General features: G+C 39.9%; 17 protein-coding genes, 1 tRNA gene and 1 other annotated feature. Of the genes, 15 read left to right on the top strand and 3 right to left on the bottom strand.

Going from position 1 to position 18164, the window contains the following annotated elements:
- The first annotated feature begins 121 nt into the window (after window positions 1–121).
- Entirely contained in the window at window positions 122–874 is a 753-nt protein-coding gene (locus FFM63_RS07130) for an acyltransferase family protein (protein ID WP_246033302.1), read from the top strand.
- Window positions 875–945: 71 nt separating this feature from the next.
- On the opposite strand, the gene FFM63_RS07125 is transcribed toward FFM63_RS07130, so the two are convergent.
- From FFM63_RS07125 to FFM63_RS07115, 3 genes are all read right to left on the bottom strand, one after another.
- Window positions 946–1019: transfer RNA gene (locus tag FFM63_RS07125), tRNA-Arg, on the bottom strand.
- Between the two features lie 118 nt (window positions 1020–1137).
- On the bottom strand, window positions 1138–1806 hold the full coding sequence (locus FFM63_RS07120; protein WP_137609627.1) for an O-methyltransferase: 669 nt from the start codon (window positions 1804–1806) through the stop codon (window positions 1138–1140).
- The gene (locus tag FFM63_RS07115; RefSeq protein ID WP_137609626.1) at window positions 1806–2453 is read right to left on the bottom strand and encodes a uracil-DNA glycosylase; all 648 of its coding nucleotides are present in this window, start codon (window positions 2451–2453) and stop codon (window positions 1806–1808) included. The genes FFM63_RS07120 and FFM63_RS07115 overlap by 1 nt, the downstream gene beginning before the upstream one ends.
- A gap of 178 nt (window positions 2454–2631) precedes the next feature.
- Window positions 2632–2703 (top strand) — a sequence feature (ribosomal protein L21 leader region).
- Window positions 2704–2723: 20 nt separating this feature from the next.
- Between FFM63_RS07115 and rplU the strand changes: the two genes are divergently transcribed.
- From rplU to FFM63_RS07045, 14 genes are all read left to right on the top strand, one after another.
- Complete coding sequence (gene rplU / locus FFM63_RS07110) at window positions 2724–3032, top strand: 50S ribosomal protein L21 (protein WP_137602969.1); 309 nt, start codon at window positions 2724–2726, stop codon at window positions 3030–3032.
- An 18-nt stretch (window positions 3033–3050) separates the two neighbouring features.
- A complete protein-coding gene (locus tag FFM63_RS07105) occupies window positions 3051–3401 on the top strand; it encodes a ribosomal-processing cysteine protease Prp (RefSeq protein WP_137609625.1) in 351 nt (116 codons plus the stop codon).
- Between the two features lie 12 nt (window positions 3402–3413).
- Window positions 3414–3707: a 50S ribosomal protein L27 gene (gene rpmA, locus FFM63_RS07100; protein WP_010745708.1), complete on the top strand. Its 294-nt coding sequence runs from the start codon at window positions 3414–3416 to the stop codon at window positions 3705–3707.
- 308 nt (window positions 3708–4015) lie between these two features.
- Entirely contained in the window at window positions 4016–4498 is a 483-nt protein-coding gene (locus FFM63_RS07095; protein ID WP_246033301.1) for a hypothetical protein, read from the top strand.
- Between the two features lie 2 nt (window positions 4499–4500).
- The gene (gene queG, locus FFM63_RS07090) at window positions 4501–5694 is read left to right on the top strand and encodes a tRNA epoxyqueuosine(34) reductase QueG (RefSeq protein WP_137609623.1); all 1194 of its coding nucleotides are present in this window, start codon (window positions 4501–4503) and stop codon (window positions 5692–5694) included.
- Between the two features lie 39 nt (window positions 5695–5733).
- A complete protein-coding gene (locus tag FFM63_RS07085; protein WP_137609622.1) occupies window positions 5734–6093 on the top strand; it encodes a DUF1801 domain-containing protein in 360 nt (119 codons plus the stop codon).
- A gap of 390 nt (window positions 6094–6483) precedes the next feature.
- Entirely contained in the window at window positions 6484–7827 is a 1344-nt protein-coding gene (brnQ, locus tag FFM63_RS07080) for a branched-chain amino acid transport system II carrier protein (RefSeq protein WP_137609621.1), read from the top strand.
- 283 nt (window positions 7828–8110) lie between these two features.
- On the top strand, window positions 8111–9364 hold the full coding sequence (locus FFM63_RS07075; RefSeq protein ID WP_137609620.1) for a hypothetical protein: 1254 nt from the start codon (window positions 8111–8113) through the stop codon (window positions 9362–9364).
- A 316-nt stretch (window positions 9365–9680) separates the two neighbouring features.
- Entirely contained in the window at window positions 9681–11048 is a 1368-nt protein-coding gene (gene trkA, locus FFM63_RS07070) for a Trk system potassium transporter TrkA (RefSeq protein WP_137609619.1), read from the top strand.
- Window positions 11049–11060: 12 nt separating this feature from the next.
- The gene (locus FFM63_RS07065) at window positions 11061–12500 is read left to right on the top strand and encodes a TrkH family potassium uptake protein (RefSeq protein ID WP_137609618.1); all 1440 of its coding nucleotides are present in this window, start codon (window positions 11061–11063) and stop codon (window positions 12498–12500) included.
- Window positions 12501–12793: 293 nt separating this feature from the next.
- Window positions 12794–15562 carry a sigma-54-dependent transcriptional regulator gene (locus FFM63_RS07060; RefSeq protein WP_137609617.1) on the top strand — a complete coding sequence of 923 codons (2769 nt, stop codon included), beginning with the start codon at window positions 12794–12796 and terminating at the stop codon, window positions 15560–15562.
- Window positions 15563–15758: 196 nt separating this feature from the next.
- Window positions 15759–16259, top strand: coding sequence for a PTS sugar transporter subunit IIB (locus FFM63_RS07055; RefSeq protein WP_137609616.1), 501 nt, complete (start codon window positions 15759–15761; stop codon window positions 16257–16259).
- Between the two features lie 77 nt (window positions 16260–16336).
- On the top strand, window positions 16337–17326 hold the full coding sequence (locus FFM63_RS07050) for a mannose/fructose/sorbose PTS transporter subunit IIA (protein ID WP_137609615.1): 990 nt from the start codon (window positions 16337–16339) through the stop codon (window positions 17324–17326).
- A gap of 33 nt (window positions 17327–17359) precedes the next feature.
- On the top strand, window positions 17360–18163 hold the full coding sequence (locus FFM63_RS07045) for a PTS mannose/fructose/sorbose transporter subunit IIC (protein WP_137609614.1): 804 nt from the start codon (window positions 17360–17362) through the stop codon (window positions 18161–18163).
- Window position 18164 lies beyond the last annotated feature (1 nt).

The following is an 18164-nucleotide window of genomic DNA, read 5'->3' as shown; positions in this document are numbered from 1 at the left end:
GTTTGAAGATTTAGAAACAGAGAAAATGTCTTAGCAGTCTCTACTAAAATATGTCCAAGATATTGACTCAAATCCAGTTTTGCACTATGGGATATTATATCTATTTGTGCAATTACTATACATGTTTATAGTAAATTTGACTTCTTATCCGTGGATTCCTGAAATTCATATTGTTGTAACGCCTATTTTTCATGTGTGGTATTTACTCAGTTTGACATATTGGTATCTAATTTCAGTTTTCTTAAAAAAGTTTAGACTCCATCCTCTGACTGTACTAGTAACAACTATTATTTTTGCTTTGTTTATCAGATATATAAATTTTCATGCTGATGGGAATTATTTCGCATATGAGAGAACGATTGTGTTTGCCCCATATTTTATTGCGGGTTATTTTTTTACGTTTGATAAACTGATCAAAGTAAGAGCTAAATTAAGAAAATTTAAGCCTGTTTTGTTTTTCGTAATGATTATATCTGTATGTATCAACTTTCTATCTTTTGGAAATAATGCCAATGAATGGATGAGGGTGTTTTTTGGATATGTAAATTATTATCAATTTGATGATGGGAAGTATATTTTCTTTTTGAAAGAATTAATCCAGTATATTATCGGGACTATTGCAATAGCTCTATTGTTAGGACTAGTTTCGAAAAGAAAAAGTTTTTTAAGCTATATAGGGCAACATACTTTGTATATTTTTATTTGTCATCCAATAATATATTTTATTGTCTACAATCGTATCGATAGAAAGAGTATGGACACGGTGGAATCATTTCTTGTCTCAACAGCTTTAACGATTCTAGCAATTATTTTTTCGTTAGCAATTGAGCAGATATTATTTAAAATAAAGTATTTTGTTAGAAATAATAATTAGAAAAAAATCGGCACAGAATTGGCAGATAATAAAAAAACCGTTAGGAATCAACATTCCTAACGGTTTAAATATATCACAGGAGGGATTCGAACCCCCGACCGTCCGCTTAGAAGGCGGATGCTCTATCCGGCTGAGCTACTGTGACAGTAGTTTTGCAACAACTGCTATTATAGAAAAACTACTTGTGCTTGTCAATCCTAATTCGTTGTTTTACCGATTCAAGGAGATATTCTTTCAGTAGGTCCAATAATTTTGGTCAGGCATTAATTATTTTTTGAAATCAATGCGACACCATCGCCTAAAGGCAATAAAGTCGAAGTTAGCTCAGGAGATTTGGTGATCTCGTCTAAAAATTCATTCAGCTTGCGATGGATCGCGCGGTTTTTGCGTGGGATTTCTTCGATGGGCTGAAAAATGGTTCCCGCTTGAAAAATATCATCCACCATCAAGATGCCGTCAGCCGATAATAGGCGCAAACATTCGGGTAGAAAAGTAATATATTTTGCTTTGGCACTGTCCATAAAAATAAAGTCGTAAGGTCCTTCTAACGTACTCAATAAGTCAGCCGCGTCGCCTTCTAATAAAGTCACTTGATCTTCTAGCCCCATTTTTTTGAAGGTAGTTTTTGCTTTTTCAATCATGACAGGGAAGCGATCAATCGTAGTGATTTTAGCCTCTTTCGCAAGCGAATTTGCCATCAAGCTAGCGGAAAAACCGATTGCCGTACCGATCTCTAAAATAGTTTTAGGACGTTTTTGTTTCAATAAAAATTGCAAGAAGACGACTGTTTCATGGGGAATCACTGGGACGCCGTTTTCATGGGCAAGTTCTTCCAATTCGCCTAAAGCCCCGGTTAACGATTTTTGTTCTGTTCGTAAATAATGTAAAATATCTTCATTGATTATTGGGCGGTGCATCATTTCATTGCGCATTATTTTTCCTCTTTTTCTAGTAATTTTCCTAAAGTTACCCAGTCATGTTTGATTTTTTCGCTTAATGACCGATTATAAAAAATCGATGCCGGATGAAATAGCGGAACGACGGTGTATTTTTTTTCTGACAGTTGATAATTGTCTTGTTCTGCAGTTAGTTCTAAGATCGGGCCGTGATAAATTTCGCCGTGGCGTTCACTGATCTGCCATTTTGGCCCAAGCAGGCGGTGTAGGCCGATATTGCCTAAAGTTGCGATGATTTTTGGCTGGACAGCGGCTAGTTCATAATCTAAGATCGGCGCGTGCGCCAGCACTTCTTTTTTATTTGGTGTCCGATTGGGATAGACAAGCTCGTTTTTTTGCGTACGTTTATTGATACGTTCAACGATTTTATAAGGTCGGCTTCTGACAGCACTAGTGATATAGGTGTTTTCTCGAGTAAGACCGATTGATTCCATCGCTTGGATTAATTCTTTTCCAGCTGCGCCAGAAAAAGGGATATGATTGACGACCTCGTTGCGACCCGGTGCTTCACCGACTAACATCAGTTTTGGCTGAAGGGGTCCTTGGCCTGCGATAAATCCCTCAAGTTGAAAATCTTTTGAACGTTCGGATACTAAGTCGACTAATTTTTTTGGATAGTCCATCCGGGTCACCTCATTTTATAAACTAATTTTTTCGGAAAGAATCGCGTATCCGTTTATTAAATCAAAGCGACCAATCCATCATCTCACTAATAGTAGAAAAAAGCTGGGCGCACGTCAATAATAATCGTTGACTTCGCTCGTTTTTTTTAGTAGACTATGAATGTTGTAATTGTGGAACCCACAGCTACAACCGCGCAGAACAAGTTATTAAGAACTTCGGTCACTTGGGATGGCGAGTCTAAGTATCTATTATAAGGAGGTGCCACAAGCATGTACGCAATCATCAAAACTGGCGGTAAACAAATCAAAGTTGAAGAAGGTCAAGCAGTCTACATTGAAAAATTAGACGTTGAAGCTGGCGAAAAAGTTGTCTTCGACCAAGTTGTTTTAGTAGGCGGCGAAACTACCAAAGTAGGAGCTCCTATCGTTGAAGGTGCAACTGTTGAAGGAACTGTTGAAAAACACGGCAAACAAAAAAAAGTCGTTACTTTCAAATACAAACCTAAAAAACATTCACACCGCAAACAAGGTCATCGTCAACCTTACACTAAAGTTGTCATTGACTCAATCAAAGCATAAAAAAAGAAGGTGCCTAAGTTGATCAAAGGTACATTCGCTCGAAATCAAGCAGGTCAAATTAGTGAATTTACGCTGACTGGTCATGCTGAAGCTGGTCCTTACGGTAGCGATATCGTCTGTTCCGCAGTTTCCGCACTAGCCATCAGTACGGTAAATAGCTTAGATGCCTTAGCAGGTGTCATTCCGAACATCGAAACCAATGATGATGAAGGTGGTTGTCTTCATGTTTCAATGGAAATAAATGATTCGATGACCCAAGAGCAGATGAATATCTCGCAAATTTTGCTAGAGCATTTATTATTAGGCTTGCAATCAATCGAAATTGAATATTTGGATTTCATTGAAATTCAAACAAAATCTAAATCATAGGAGGTGCAGCTCATGTTATTGAATATGAACTTACAATTATTCGCCCATAAAAAAGGTGGCGGTTCAACTTCTAACGGACGTGACTCAGAATCAAAACGTTTAGGTGCTAAACGTGCTGATGGTCAAACTGTTACTGGTGGATCAATTCTTTATCGCCAACGTGGTACTAAAATTTTCCCTGGTGTTAACGTAGGTATCGGTGGCGATGACACATTGTTTGCTAAAGTTGACGGCGTAGTACGTTTCGAACGTAAAGGTCGCGACAAAAAACAAGTGTCTGTATATCCAGTCGCTCAAGAAGCTTAATTACAATCGGCTCTATCTCTTGCATTAGCAAGAGGTAGAGCTTTTTTGTTTTGGTCATCAGTTGAGGATAATGTCAAAGGTCAACAGCTTTTTTTGCCCGTTGATGGTGATGAGAAAAAAAGAATGAGACTGTCTATAGAGGATGAAAAATACTTTGCAAATCGTACGATCAAAATGAGAAAAAGCCCCCGCTGAAACTTGATATAAATCAGCTATTGTTTCGTTGTTTTATGCTAAAATAGCCTTAAAGTCAGCAGGAGGAATGAGTCATCAAAAAACAATTTTTTTCTACTCGTGAACTAACGATCTTGGCGTTGTTGACAGCGGTTTGTGTGATCGGACGGTTGATGACTTCGTTGATTCCTAATGTTCAGCCAATCACGGCTATTTTACTGATCGTTACGCTGAATATCGGGGTCGTACCGGCATTGATCATTGGTTCTTTATCGCTAATAATCACAAATTTTTATTTAGGAATGGGGATCTGGACGATCGCCCAAATTTTGGCTTTTGCTATTATTATTTTATTGACGGGACTGTTGAATAAGCTGCCGTGGAAATCTTTATTATTAGAAGTTGTACTAGGTTTTGTGCTGAGTTTGTTGTATGGCTTGCTTGTTTCTGCCATGTTGGCACCGTTTTTTGGAATCAAGCAGTTCTGGCCTTATTATTTAGCGGGGCTCTCATTTGATGTGATGCATGGTATCGGAACGGTTGTCTTTTATGTGTTATTGAAAAAACCGCTGATAAAAGTTTTTCAGCGCTATCAAAGAATAGAAAAGAGGGAATGAGCATGTTGTCTTTAAAGGAAAAGATTATCGCCGAAAGTAAACGGATCGGGATCGATAAAATTGGATTTGCTTCGGCTGAACCTTTTTATGAATTAGAAGCTTCCTTGCATGAACAACGAGAAAGAGGCTATAATTCCGGGTTTGAACACAAAATCGTGGAAGAGCGGATCTATCCTGAAAAAACATTTGAGAATCCGCAAACGATCATCGCGATTGCACTAGCTTATCCGACAAAGATCCGTGAAGAAATCCCGAATGATGAGAAGCGTGGAATGTTTGCGCGGGCTTCATGGGGAATCGATTATCATGATATCTTGCGTGATCGCTTAGAAAAGTTGATTGCCTTTATTAAAGAGCAGGCATCCGACTTGCAAGAGCAAGAGGATTGGCGTTTTGCCCCACAAGTAGATACAGGAGAACTCGTCGATGTAGCAGTTGCGCAACGGGCAGGACTAGGTTTCATTGGCAGAAATGGTCTATTGATTACAGAAGAGTACGGCTCGTTTGTCTACTTAGGAGAAATCGTTACGAATATTCAATTTGCGGTAGATGAACCGGTACCGTTTGGCTGCGGTGATTGTACGAGATGTGTGACGGCTTGTCCGACAAATGCTTTGCTCGGCGATGGTCGAATGAATGCTAAGCGGTGTCTTTCTTATCAGACTCAAACAAAGGGAATGATGCCGGAAGAATATCGCAAAAAAATTCGGAATGTCATCTATGGTTGTGATATTTGCCAGTTGGTCTGTCCGTACAATCAAGGAAAAGACTTCCATTTTCATGAAGAAATGGAACCGAAAGTCGATGAAGTGTATCCTAAATTAAAACCGATGTTAGATCTTTCCAATAAAGAATTCAAAACACAGTTTGGTCATTTGGCGGGCTCGTGGCGCGGAAAAGAACCGTTGCAGCGAAATGCCTTAATCGCATTGGCGAATGTTGGCGAACGCGGTGCGTTGCCGGAAATCTTAACTTGTGCACAAGAAGATGTGCGGACGGTCATTCGCGGGACTGCCGCGTGGGCGATTGGTCGCCTAGGCAATCGCGAGCCGGAAAAATGGCTTGGTCATTTAGAAGAATTAAAAAATAAAGAAGTCGATTCAGAAGTATTGACAGAAATTGAACAGGCTATTTTGCAATTGCAGCAAAAAGCAGCGAAAAAAGAAAGAAGAACAAAACGGACTACGGAAGATTAATAATTTTTTTGTAGGATGTTTAAAAAGGGGGAGCTTGTTATGGAAAGTGAACGGAAGATTTTGGAAGTCAATCAATTTATAGCAAAACTGTCAGAGCCGAATAAAACGATCGCAAAAGCATTGCGAGAATTGATTTTTGCCGCGTCGCCGGATTTGGTCGAAGAATTTAAGTGGTCCATGCCTAATTATTCGTATCAAGGTCTGGTTTGCTTTATCCAAGTGGCCAAGCAACACACCAGTCTTGGCTTTCATCGCGGGAATGAATTAGCCGCTTTCGATCCGGACCATTTATTGCAAGGCGAAGCAAAAACAATGCGGCATATCCGCATCAAAAAAGTGGAAGAGATCCAGCCTGAAGCAATAAAAACACTGATCCAACAAGCCGCAGCATTAAATTAGAGGGGTCGAGCATTTTTTAAAATAACCGATAAGAGGATATGACAAAAGTTTTGTCATATCCTTTTTTTGAATAAATGATGTTCTAGTTCTTCGGGGATAAGCCGAAATTTCATAAAAATTTGAGTGACCATATTCAAAGATTCCTGCTTGTTTTTTGGAATCGTCCATTTTTGTCATTGCCTTTTTACTGATGGTTTGAAAAACTTCAAACGAAAGAATAGTTCACTGACAGAGTTAACAGAATTTCAGTGACCAACAGTTCAAAAGATTGATTATTCTGAAAAATTGAAGAGATTTATTGTTTTTTGGTCGAAATATTTTGTCAGGGTTGCAACATTTGTGTACAATTAACTAATGAAAATTTAATCAAACGTTTAGTCTGGAGGCATTATGGAAAGAAAACTTTCATTAAAACAATACATATATATCGGTTCGATGCTTTTTGGTCTTTTTTTTGGCGCAGGAAATTTGATTTTTCCAGTAAATATGGGACAACTTGCCGGAAGCAATGTATTTTCAGCGAATCTTGGATTTTTAGTTACTGGAATCGGCTTGCCGTTTTTAGGCGTAATCGCGATCGGAATCTCTCAAAGTGAAGGGGTGCTTGATTTAGCCTCTAAGATCGGTCGAAAATATGCTTTTGTGTTTACCTTTTTGATTTACATGGTGATCGGTCCTTTCTTTGCCTTACCACGGCTTGCGACCACTTCGTTTGAAATTGGGGTCGCGCCATTTGTGTCTAGCGGACAACAAAAAATCATGTTGACTGTTTTTAGTATCATCTTCTTTGCATTAACTTGGTTTTTCTCCCGCAAACCTACGAAAATCTTAGATTATGTAGGGAAATTTTTGAATCCGATCTTTTTGATCTTGCTTGGTGTATTGCTTATTTTTGGTTTTTCACATCCATTAGGTTCGGTATCTGATGCCGCAGTGCAGCCGACTTATCAAACGACGGCCTTTTTTACAGGTTTCACTGAAGGCTATAATACGTTGGATGCACTTGCTTCATTAGCCTTTGGGATCATTATCGTAACGACGATTCGATCAATGGGAGTAAAAAATCCCAATCAAATCGCTAGAGATACGATCAAATCAGGAGCAATCAGCATTGTCTTGATGGGGATCATCTACACTTCATTGGCTTACTTAGGCGCGATGAGTTTAGGAAAATTTTCTATTAGTGAAAACGGTGGAGTCGCGTTGGCACAAATCGCCAATTATTATCTCGGTACCGCCGGCAGTATTTTACTGGCATTGATCGTGATCTCCGCCTGTTTGAAAACATCGATTGGATTGGTTACGGCATTTTCAGAAACGTTTGTTGAATTGTTTCCTCGCCGCAGTTACCAATTCTTTATTATCGTAGCAAGTGCTTTACCTTGTCTTTTTGCGAATGTTGGATTGACAAAAATAATTGAAATATCGTTGCCAGTCTTGATGTTTATCTATCCATTGGCGATGACTTTGATTCTATTATCTATTATCAGCCCATTATTCAAGCATCGCAGAATCGTCTATCAAACAACGACGGCTTTTACGATGATCTCCGCTATTTTTGACGCCCTCGCAGCGAGTCCCGCAGGAATTGCAGAACTTCCGTTTGTCGAATCGTTATTAAGTTTTGCCGGACGATATTTGCCGTTTTTCAACATCGGGATGGGCTGGATCTTACCGGCTCTCATCGGCTTTTTGATTGGCTTGCTTTATGCACGATTTACAGAAAAAAAATAATACTATAAATCTGTTTGCTTGAAAAATGATTGAGCTGCAAATAGTTTTGGAAAAGAGGTGTGACAAAAGTCTTGTCATATCCTTTTTTTTTGAATAAATGATATTCTAGTGGTTTCGAAAATCAGCCGAGATTTCTTGAAAGAATCCACTTCCGGTTGAATCAATAGTAAGTTCAAACTAGCGAAAGCCGGAGTCTTTTTTGAAAAATTGATGATTGCATTTTGTCAGAATTGAAGGATAATAGCGATAAATAATCAAATCTAATCAAAGGGAAGTATTATTTATGGGGCAAAGACAGCGACCAATTAAAATCGGACTAACTGTATTGATAAGCATTTTTGTTTTGCTGATCGGCTTTTTCGTAGTAGAAAAGCATGCAGCAAAGAACAAAGATACGACAGATTTAACGGTACAACAAAAGCTGGATCTAACAAAATTAAAAAAAGAACTGGAATTACCGGAATTTGATGATTCTTTTGAGGAGGAGTCGATCAATTTTGCTGGAGAGATTGTTGTACCTAAGAGTGTGACTGCAACTGATTATCCGATGTCATTGGTTGCTTGGTACGATTGCGATAAACAAAATCAAAAGCTTACACTTCAAAGCAATGATAGCGACAATCTGCTCGTTTATGATTTTATTTTGGATTTTAAAAATCAGCAAGTGCAATTTATTTATGACTATCAGTTTGATAGTGATGATGATCGTGGATTTGATTTTGCTAAAACATATACGATCCAAAAAAGGGAAGGGACTAAATCTAGTTTAAAAGCAGTGTCTGAGTCGCAACACCTGAACTATGATAAAAAAGCTGAAGAAAAAGCAGCGGCGGCTGATATCAAAGCGACGACGAAAGACTACGAGAAAATCTTCAATTGGCTGTTAAATAACGGGTATTCGTATCCTGTCTGGGAACAATTTGCAACTGATGCACAGAAGACAAAAATCAAAAGTTATCAAAAATATCAACAAGCAAGTGAAAGTAGCAGCGAAGAAGCTCAAGAAAGTCGTGCCGCGGCAGAAAATGATTTAGAAAAACAGCAGTCGTTGAGTGACAAAAATTCATATCACGCTGATTTTTCGGATGAAACTTGGCGCAAGTACATCCTTTTACGAGCTCAATCATTAGGGTTAAAAAATCCTGCGATCACAACGAAAAAACTGACTGCTAGTGACAGATCTGTCTACTTTTCCGTTGATTTTAATGGGACTGGCGGGATCAAAGATTCGGCGGGTCTTTATTATTGGGTCAATTCAGAAGGAGAAGAGTATGTCGTAGCGTTGCCGACGATTTTTTATAACGAGAAAACACTAAAAAACGCAGAATATGCCGATCTGTACGGTGGTGAGAACAATGATTGGTACCATCAAAATATTACAGAAACTGATTTTTCAGATTATTTTTTGAATGCTGCTTATCCATCCGTCGATTTGGAGCCAAAACCAAGTCAATTTGTTAAAAAAGGCGACAAACCAACGACTGATGAGATCGTGCTCAATATTATGATTGTCAAAAAAACTAACGATTCTCAGTGAAATACTTTCGAACTCAACTACTTTTTTGGTTGAGTTTTTTTAATAGTTAACGTTTGCGATAGCCGTCTAATTGTAGTAGCAGAAAGTGTGCGCTAGTTTAGCTGTTAAAGAATAAACTTCCGTCAATTTTTTCGGCATTTTAATGGTCTAAAATCTGAATGAATCTTACTTTGTTTGTTTTTGACTAAAACAGCTCAAAATATCTGTTTATTTTGAATGAACATGGAAAAAGACTTTCTTTGAAGTTCGTTGTTTTTTCGGTTGGAACAGGCTAGAATGAGGAAATAAGAATATCACTCATATATAGGAGAATAAAATGAAAATTATTGTTTTAGGTGCTGGTAAAGTCGGAAAAGCGTTGACTCAGTATCTGTCGAATGAAGATTATGATTACGACGTAGTAGTCGTTGATTTACATGCGGAAAAAGTTAAGGCGATCGTTAATCAATTTGACGTACTAGGTGTAGTTGGTGACGGCTCGACGTATGATATTTTGCTAGAAGCAGGTGTGAATAACACGGATATCATTATTGCGGTGACGCAGTCGGATGAATTGAATATTTTGGCGTGTTTGATGGCGAAAAAAATGGGTGCGCAAAATTCGATCGCTCGTGTGCGGAATCCAGAATATCTGAAACAACGCTCCTTTATGCGTGATCAGCTGGGACTATCAATGATCATTAATCCGGAATTGGAAGCGGCTAACGAGATTCGGCGTATTTTGCTCTTCCCATCGGCTTTTAAAGTAGATACGTTCGTTAGCGGGAAAATTGAACTGGCAGAATTTCGTTTGAAAGAAAATGCTCGTTTGATTGGTGCTTCGCTGAATCGGCTAGATAAAGTATCTAAAGCAAATGTTTTGATCTGTGCAGTTCGGCGAAAAGGAGAACTGATTATTCCAGATGGAAATTTTGTACTCGAACAAGGCGATCGCATCCATGTGATGGGCCAACATCGAGATTTGGTGCGGTTTTGCCAAGATATCAATCTGTTGGAGAAAAAAACCAAACGGATCATTATCGTCGGTGGTGGACGGATCGCGTATTATTTAGCCCGTCAATTAATCGAACACGGGATCCAAGTCAAAATTATTGAAAACAATCCGAAACGTTGTGTAGAACTTTCGGTCATGCTACCAGAAGCGACGATCATTGAATCAGACGGCAGTGACGAAGAAGTTTTGGTCGAAGAGGGGATCGAGTCTGTCGATGCGTTCGTGGCACTGACGGGACTGGATGAAGAAAACATCGTGATTTCGTTATACGCAAAACAAATGAAAGCGAAAAAGACGGTCGCAAAAGTGACGCGAATGAATTTCATGAGTGTCTTGGATCAGTTGGAAATCGACAGTGTTGTTTCGCCTAAGAATATTATTGCTACGCACATTTTGCGCTATGTTCGCGCGAAAAATAATAAAGATGACGACAGTAGTGTTAAAACGCTCCATCATTTGTTCAATGACGATGTCGATGCGATGGAATTTGTGGTCACACCACAAACCAGCTTTTTGAATCAAAAAGTCTCTGACGTTAAACTGAAAAATAATATATTGATTGCGGCGATTTCCAGAGAACGGGGATTTGTTATTCCTAAAGGTGATACGGAAATTCGTTTAAAAGATCATATCGTGGTTATTACAACGGATCGAAGAATCAGCAGTCTGAACGATCTGGTAAGGAGATAACAGTGAATCACTATGAATAGAAAAATGGTTGTATTTACGATCGGTAAATTACTAAAGGTAGAAGCGCTCTTACTGCTGCTTCCGTTTATCGTCGGGTTGATTTATCGTGAACAAGAAGCGACGGCTTATGCGGTTGTCGCGGTCTTCACGCTTTTAGTTGGAACGTTGCTGAGTTGGAAGAAGCCTAAAAACCGCAATATTTTTGCCAAAGAAGGTTTCTTTATCGTTGGAGTCAGTTGGACGTTATTGTCATTGTTTGGTGCCTTTCCTTTCATGCTCTCAGGAGAGATCCCGTCATTGACGGATGCTTTTTTTGAAACAGTCTCGGGTTTTACGACGACTGGGTCTTCGATTTTAACCACATTGAGCACGATCAGTCATGCCAGTTTATTTTGGCGCAGTTTTACCCATTGGGTCGGCGGTATGGGAATCTTAGTCTTTACGGTGGCATTTATCCCGATCGCTTCAGGCCGGACGATGCACATTTTAAAAGCGGAAATGCCTGGACCAATCATCGGTAAGCTAGTCTCGAAAGTCAGCGTGACCGCTCGGATTTTATATGTGATCTACACGGTGCTGACAGTGATCCAGATTATTTTGCTTGTATTAGGTGATATGCCGCTGTTTGACAGTATCTTAAATTCCTTTGCAACGGCAGGGACCGGCGGCTTTGCTATGAGTGACGCTGGAATAGCCGGCTATAACAGTGCGTATATCGATGGAGTACTAAGTGTCTTTATGATTTTATTTGGGATCAATTTTAATTTGATCTATTTCTTTATACTGGGAAAAATTGTTCCAGTACTGAAAAGTGAGGAATTGCGCGGCTATTTAGCGATTATCGCGGTCTCAACGATTTTGATTACGATCAACATCTCGTCGCAGTATCCTTCGTATTTGAAAGCTTTTCGCTATGCGGTATTCCAAGTAGCTTCGATCATTACGACAACAGGATTTGCCACAGCAAATTATGATCTTTGGCCGATGTTCTCGCAAATGATTTTGCTTTTACTAATGTTTGTAGGCGCCTGTGCCGGGTCGACTGGCGGCGGGATCAAAGTTTCAAGAATCCAGATCTTGATCAAACATGCGATCCAAGAATTGAAAAAAATCATTCACTCCCGCAGTGTTGCTTCCTTGAAATATGAAGGCGAAACGATCTCAACGAAGACGATGGAAAATATCCATGCCTATTTAGTCCTTTATTTACTGGTCTTTGTTGTCTCATTGCTGATTCTTTCATTGGAAAATATTCAATTTCAAACAATCTTTTCTGCTGTTGCTACATGCATCAATAATGTTGGACCAGGTTTCAAAGGTGTAGGGCCAACCGAAAACTTCGGTTTTTTATCCAATCTTTCTAAGTGGACGCTCTCTTTTGCGATGCTGGCAGGGCGACTAGAGATGTTTCCGATTTTATTGCTCTTCTCCAAACCATTTTGGAAAAGTTAAGAATCTTATCCTATTTTTGGATAAGATTTTTTAGTATAATTTGTCCGTTGACGAAACTGTTCAGTTCGTTTTGTCGGCAAGCGGTCTGGTAATTGTCTGACCGATAAAAAGATAAAGTATTTTCCAGATTATATAATAGTAGAAACACGATCAATTGAATCTAGAGCAGCTCATTAAAAGTTTTAACTACAGGTAAAAGGTACAGTGTATCACTTTACAGCGAAATAGTTGACATTTTAATGAAAACTATAGATGATTGATAAGAAGAATACACTAAAAAAGAAGGTGGCTAAATGGAACGACGGATTGACCGCATTTATCGCTTTGTTTTGGAAAATGCAAATGTAACAACCAAAGATGTAGCGGATTCATTGGATATTCAACGGACAAATGCAAGCAAAGATTTGAATCTCCTAGTCAAAGAAGGCCAATTAAATAAAAGTGAAGGACGGCCTGTTCGCTATTTTGTTTCGAACCAGTCAGTAAAAACGTCGTTTGATCCAGAAGCTCAAGTAGCGACTGCTGCGGAACCACCCGAAAAAAAGATTTTAAATCAAAATTCCAGCAATGTTTTCACTCAAATCATCGGTTCTGCCGGAAGTATGCGAAATGCTGTGGAACAAGCCAAGGCTGCGATCTTGTATCCGCCGAGAGGGTTGAATTGTTTGATCACCGGGCCAACTGGTTCTGGGAAAACTTTTTTTGCGCATGCAATGTTTCAATTCGCTCAATCAGAAGGTGTCGTGGAACCGGATCGCGAGCTAGTTGTCTTCAACTGTGCGGACTATGCAAACAATCCTGAATTATTGATGAGCCATCTATTTGGTTATGAGAAAGGTGCGTTCACTGGTGCGGATACGGAAAAAGACGGGTTAATTCAACAAGCTGACGGCGGCATGCTATTTTTAGATGAGATCCATCGTTTGCCGCCGGAAGGTCAAGAAATGATTTTCTATTTTATGGATCATGGGACCTACAGCCGTTTAGGTGAAGCCGGCAAAAATCGGTTTGCAAATGTCCGCATCGTCGGTGCTACAACAGAAGATCCTCATTCAGCATTATTAGATACGTTTGTTCGGCGAATTCCGATCAATATCCAAATGCCGGCTTTCAGCAGCCGGCCAGCAGCGGAGCAACTTGATTTGGTTCGTGTGATGGTGGCGATGGAAGCCAATCGGATTCAACGGAAAATCACGTTGACAGAAGATGTCGTAAAAGCATTGCTGGGGAGCGTCTCTTATGGCAATATCGGACAATTGAAATCCAATGTCCAGCTGATTTGCGCGCGGGGATTCATGAATCATATGATGCATGAGGAGATTCATATCACATTGAATGATTTGACCGAAGGAATCAAGGCCGGTTTGGTCCAGCTTTCGGCGGATCGGATCAAAACAACGGATATTTCGCCTTATCTTGAGCCGGAGATGGTCGTTACGCCAAATGAGATTGATGAGCTGATCAAAACAGACACGTATGAATTGCCTTACAACCTCTATGATATTATCGGGGATAAAGCGGCTCTGTTGAAAACGGAAGGACTCGATCAAGAGACAATCAATCATTTTATTTCAACGGATATCAATGTGCATTTGAAATCATTTTATAAAGATCATGGTTTTTCTTTTGATACAGAGAACCGTTTGACTGAGTTTGTCGATAAACATGTGATCGAGATTAGCAATAAAATCGCCGGCTTAGTCAGCGAACGATTAAGAACGCATTTCCAACAAAACTTTGTTTATGCGATGAGTTTGCATATCTCCTCTTTCTTGAAAAAAATCCATGTTGGCGAGACGCGGGAAACGAATGACAATATCCGCGAAATGGCCAAAGATTATCCAACAGAATTTGCCGTAGCGCATGAAATTCGTCGGTTGGTCGAAAAAGAATTTCAAGTCGAGATCCCTGAAAGCGAAGATTATTATTTGACCGTCTTGCTCGTTTCTTTACGAGAGGATCAATCCTCCGGGAAAATCGGTGTAGTTGTTGCAGCCCATGGCAATAGTACCGCGACCTCGATGGCTCAAGTCGTTCGTGAATTGCTGGATGTAGCGAATATCATCGCAGTTGATATGCCGTTAGATATGCATCCGCGAGTAGCCTACGAAAAAATTCGTGAGGCGGTTACTCAGATCGATGAAGGCAGCGGTGTATTGATCATGGTGGACATGGGTTCACTAGCTACCTTTAATGAAGAAATCGAAAAAGAGACAGGAATCGAAGTTTGTACATTAGATATGGTCACGACGCCGTTATTGATTGAGGCAGCCCGTAAATCAAGTGTCTTAGGCTCAGGGGTGAATGAATTATATGAATCCTTAAAAGGCTTTAGAGGCTACGGACATGTTACCCAAGAAAAAGAGGAGCCACAAGAAAAACAGGCGATTTTAGCGATTTGTGCTTCTGGTGAAGGAACGGCGCAGCGCTTGAAAGAAATCATTGAGCGGCCGTTAAAACAGCGCAAGCTGAAACATATTGAAGTATTGACATTAGCCGTGGCTGATATCAAAACAAAAGTTCCTGTCTTTAAAGAGGAATTTAAGATCTTAGCGACGACCGGAATCGTGGATCCTAAGATTGGCGCGCCTTATATTCCAATGGAGAAATTCATCAATCAAAAAGCCGATCACGTCTTGGACGAACTATTGCTAGAAAATGATTTGTCTGAGCAAGAAGAAGTCGTTTTAGATGCAAATAAAGCTCGTGACTTGTGTATCAAATTTATGGAAGAAAGTTTTACTTTTATCAATCCGAATAAATTGATTGACCCGCTTTGGCGATTGGCGGAGACTGTCATCAAAAGTACAGGCAATTCCGCTGATTATGCGCTGATGGTAAATTTTGTGATGCATTTGGCAGGAACGATCGAACGCGGAATCTTGCATCAGCCGCTGAAAATTGATGAACAATCTAAGTCGGGGTATCAGCGTGTCACAGATAATGTCGTGATGAATCGAGGGCTGAATGAATTAGAAAGTCAGTTGCGAATAACAATCCCAACATCAGAACGATACTATATTTATCAATTACTTAAAAATAATGAAGAAATCAATACTTAAACGATACACAAAAAGGATACAGTATACTGTATCCTTTTTGTGTATCGTTATAAAAGGCGTAAAGCAAAGAATTCTTTGTTAGTGTATTTTGGCACGATACTTGCTTTATTATAAGTGAGTGCTGTGTGTCATCGTACTCAAAAATGTAGCACAAGTCTTTTGGCATCTGGGCCTTGTTGTAACAGGAGGTGGTGGGATGGTAATGGATATTCGACTTACTCGTATTGATGATCGTCTGATTCATGGTCAGGTTGCGACAGTGTGGTCCAAAGCAACCGGGATCGAGCGAATCTTAGTAGTCAGCGATGAGGTCGCAAATGATGAGTTGCGTAAGTTTCTGTTAAAACAAGCCGCACCACCGGGAATCAAGTCCAATGTCGTCACAAAGAGAAAACTGATTGAAGTGTATCAAGATCAATTATTTGACGGAATGAAGATCATGTTATTGTTCGCTTCGCCGCAAGATGTAGTGGATGTCGTTAAAGCAGGTGTAGATCTGCAAACGGTCAATATCGGCGGTATGCGATTTAGTGAAGGCAAGAAAATGATCACGAATTTCATTTCTGTTGACGGTGAGGATATCAAGTCTTTCCGTACATTGGCAGAAGCGGGGATCGAATTAGAGATCCGCCAAGTTCCGACAGATAGAAAGACCGATTTGATGCAATTAATCAAAAAAGAGAAGATGCTGCAGTAAATGAATTTTGGTTACAGGTTTTTTAAGAACTTATTTATATTTTTGAGCTGTAACAATAATAAGTAGGAGGTATAAAGATGGTAGGAATTATCATTGCTAGTCATGGTGAATTCGCTAATGGTATCTTGCAATCCGGAGCAATGATCTTTGGAGAACAAGAAAATGTCAAAGCTGTTACTTTGATGCCGAGTGAAGGCCCGGATGACGTTAAAGCAAAAATGAAAGAAGCAATCGCCTCTTTCGAAAACCAAGACGAAGTATTGTTCTTAGTCGATCTTTGGGGTGGAACTCCTTTCAACCAAGCAAACAGCTTGTTTGAAGAACACAAAGACAAGTGGGCAATCGTTGCTGGTATGAACTTACCAATGTTGATCGAAGCGTATGCTTCACGTTTCTCAATGGAAACTGCGCATGAAATCGCTGCACATATTTTAGGTACAGCAAAAGAAGGCGTAAGAATTCGCCCTGAGGAACTAGAACCAGTTGAAGCGGCTCCTGTAGCTGCACAAGGGAACCAACCAACTGGCGCAATTCCAGAAGGAACAGTTCTTGGTGACGGTCATATCAAACTTGTATTGACTCGTGTGGATTCTCGTTTACTTCATGGACAAGTTGCTACTACTTGGACAAAAACAACAGGTACAAACCGGATCATCGTTGTTTCAGATGCAGTAGCTAAAGACGATCTTCGTAAGAGATTGATCGAACAAGCGGCTCCTCCAGGTGTTAAAGCAAACGTTATCCCAGTTGATAAAATGATCGAAATTTCAAAAGACCCTCGTTTCGGAAATACGAAAGCGTTGTTGTTGTTTGAAAATCCTCAAGACGTATTGCGTGCACTCGAAGGCGGCGTTGATATTCAAGAAGTCAATGTTGGTTCAATGGCTCACTCAGTCGGAAAAGTCGTAGTAAGCAAGGTATTGTCAATGGGTCCAGATGATGTTGCTACTTTTGAGAAATTAAAAGCAAAAGGAATCAAATTTGATGTACGTAAAGTACCAAATGATTCTAAAGACAACATGGATGAAATCCTTAACAAAGCAAAAAATGAATTGAAAAACGCTTAAGCAACACAATTAACTTAAATAGGAGGGCTTATAATGTCTGGTATTTCAATGGTATTAGTAGTAATCGTTGCCTTTCTAGCAGGTATGGAAGGGATCTTGGATGAATTCCAATTCCACCAACCGCTAGTAGCATGTACATTAATTGGTTTAGTAACCGGTAATTTAGAAGCTGGGATCGTTCTTGGCGGCTCACTTCAAATGATCGCCTTAGGTTGGGCAAACATCGGGGCTGCTGTGGCACCGGATGCTGCATTGGCATCTGTTGCATCTGCAATTATTTTAGTTTTAGGTGGTCAAGGAGTTAAAGGTGTTTCTTCAGCTATCGCAATCGCTGTTCCTCTAGCTGTTGCCGGCTTGTTCTTAACTATGATCGTTCGTACTTTAGCTGTACCAATCGTTCACTTTATGGATGCTGCTGCTGAAAAAGGTGAAATGGGTAAAGTTGAAATGTGGCATATCGTTGCTGTATGTATGCAAGGTGTTCGTATCGCGATCCCTGCTGCTGCACTATTAGTTATCCCAGCTGACACTGTGCGCGGATTCTTAGAATCAATGCCTGCATGGTTAACAGATGGTATGGCAATCGGTGGTGGTATGGTTGTTGCCGTTGGTTATGCAATGGTTATCAACATGATGGCTACAAAAGAAGTATGGCCATTCTTCGCAATCGGTTTTGCTATCGCAGCTATTTCTGAATTAACTTTGATCGCACTTGGTGTTATCGCAGTTGCATTCGCGTTGATTTACTTGAACCTGCAAGAAAGTTCTGGCGGTTCATCTAATGGCGGCGGAGGCAATACTGGTGATCCGCTAGGCGACATTTTGAATGATTATTAAT

The sequence above is a fragment of the Enterococcus pingfangensis genome, assembly GCF_005405205.1.
Taxonomy (GTDB): Bacteria; Bacillota; Bacilli; order Lactobacillales; family Enterococcaceae; genus Enterococcus_A; species Enterococcus_A pingfangensis.
The sequence above is the reverse complement of the archived record's forward strand: the minus strand, read 5'-3'. Positions and strand labels throughout refer to the sequence as shown.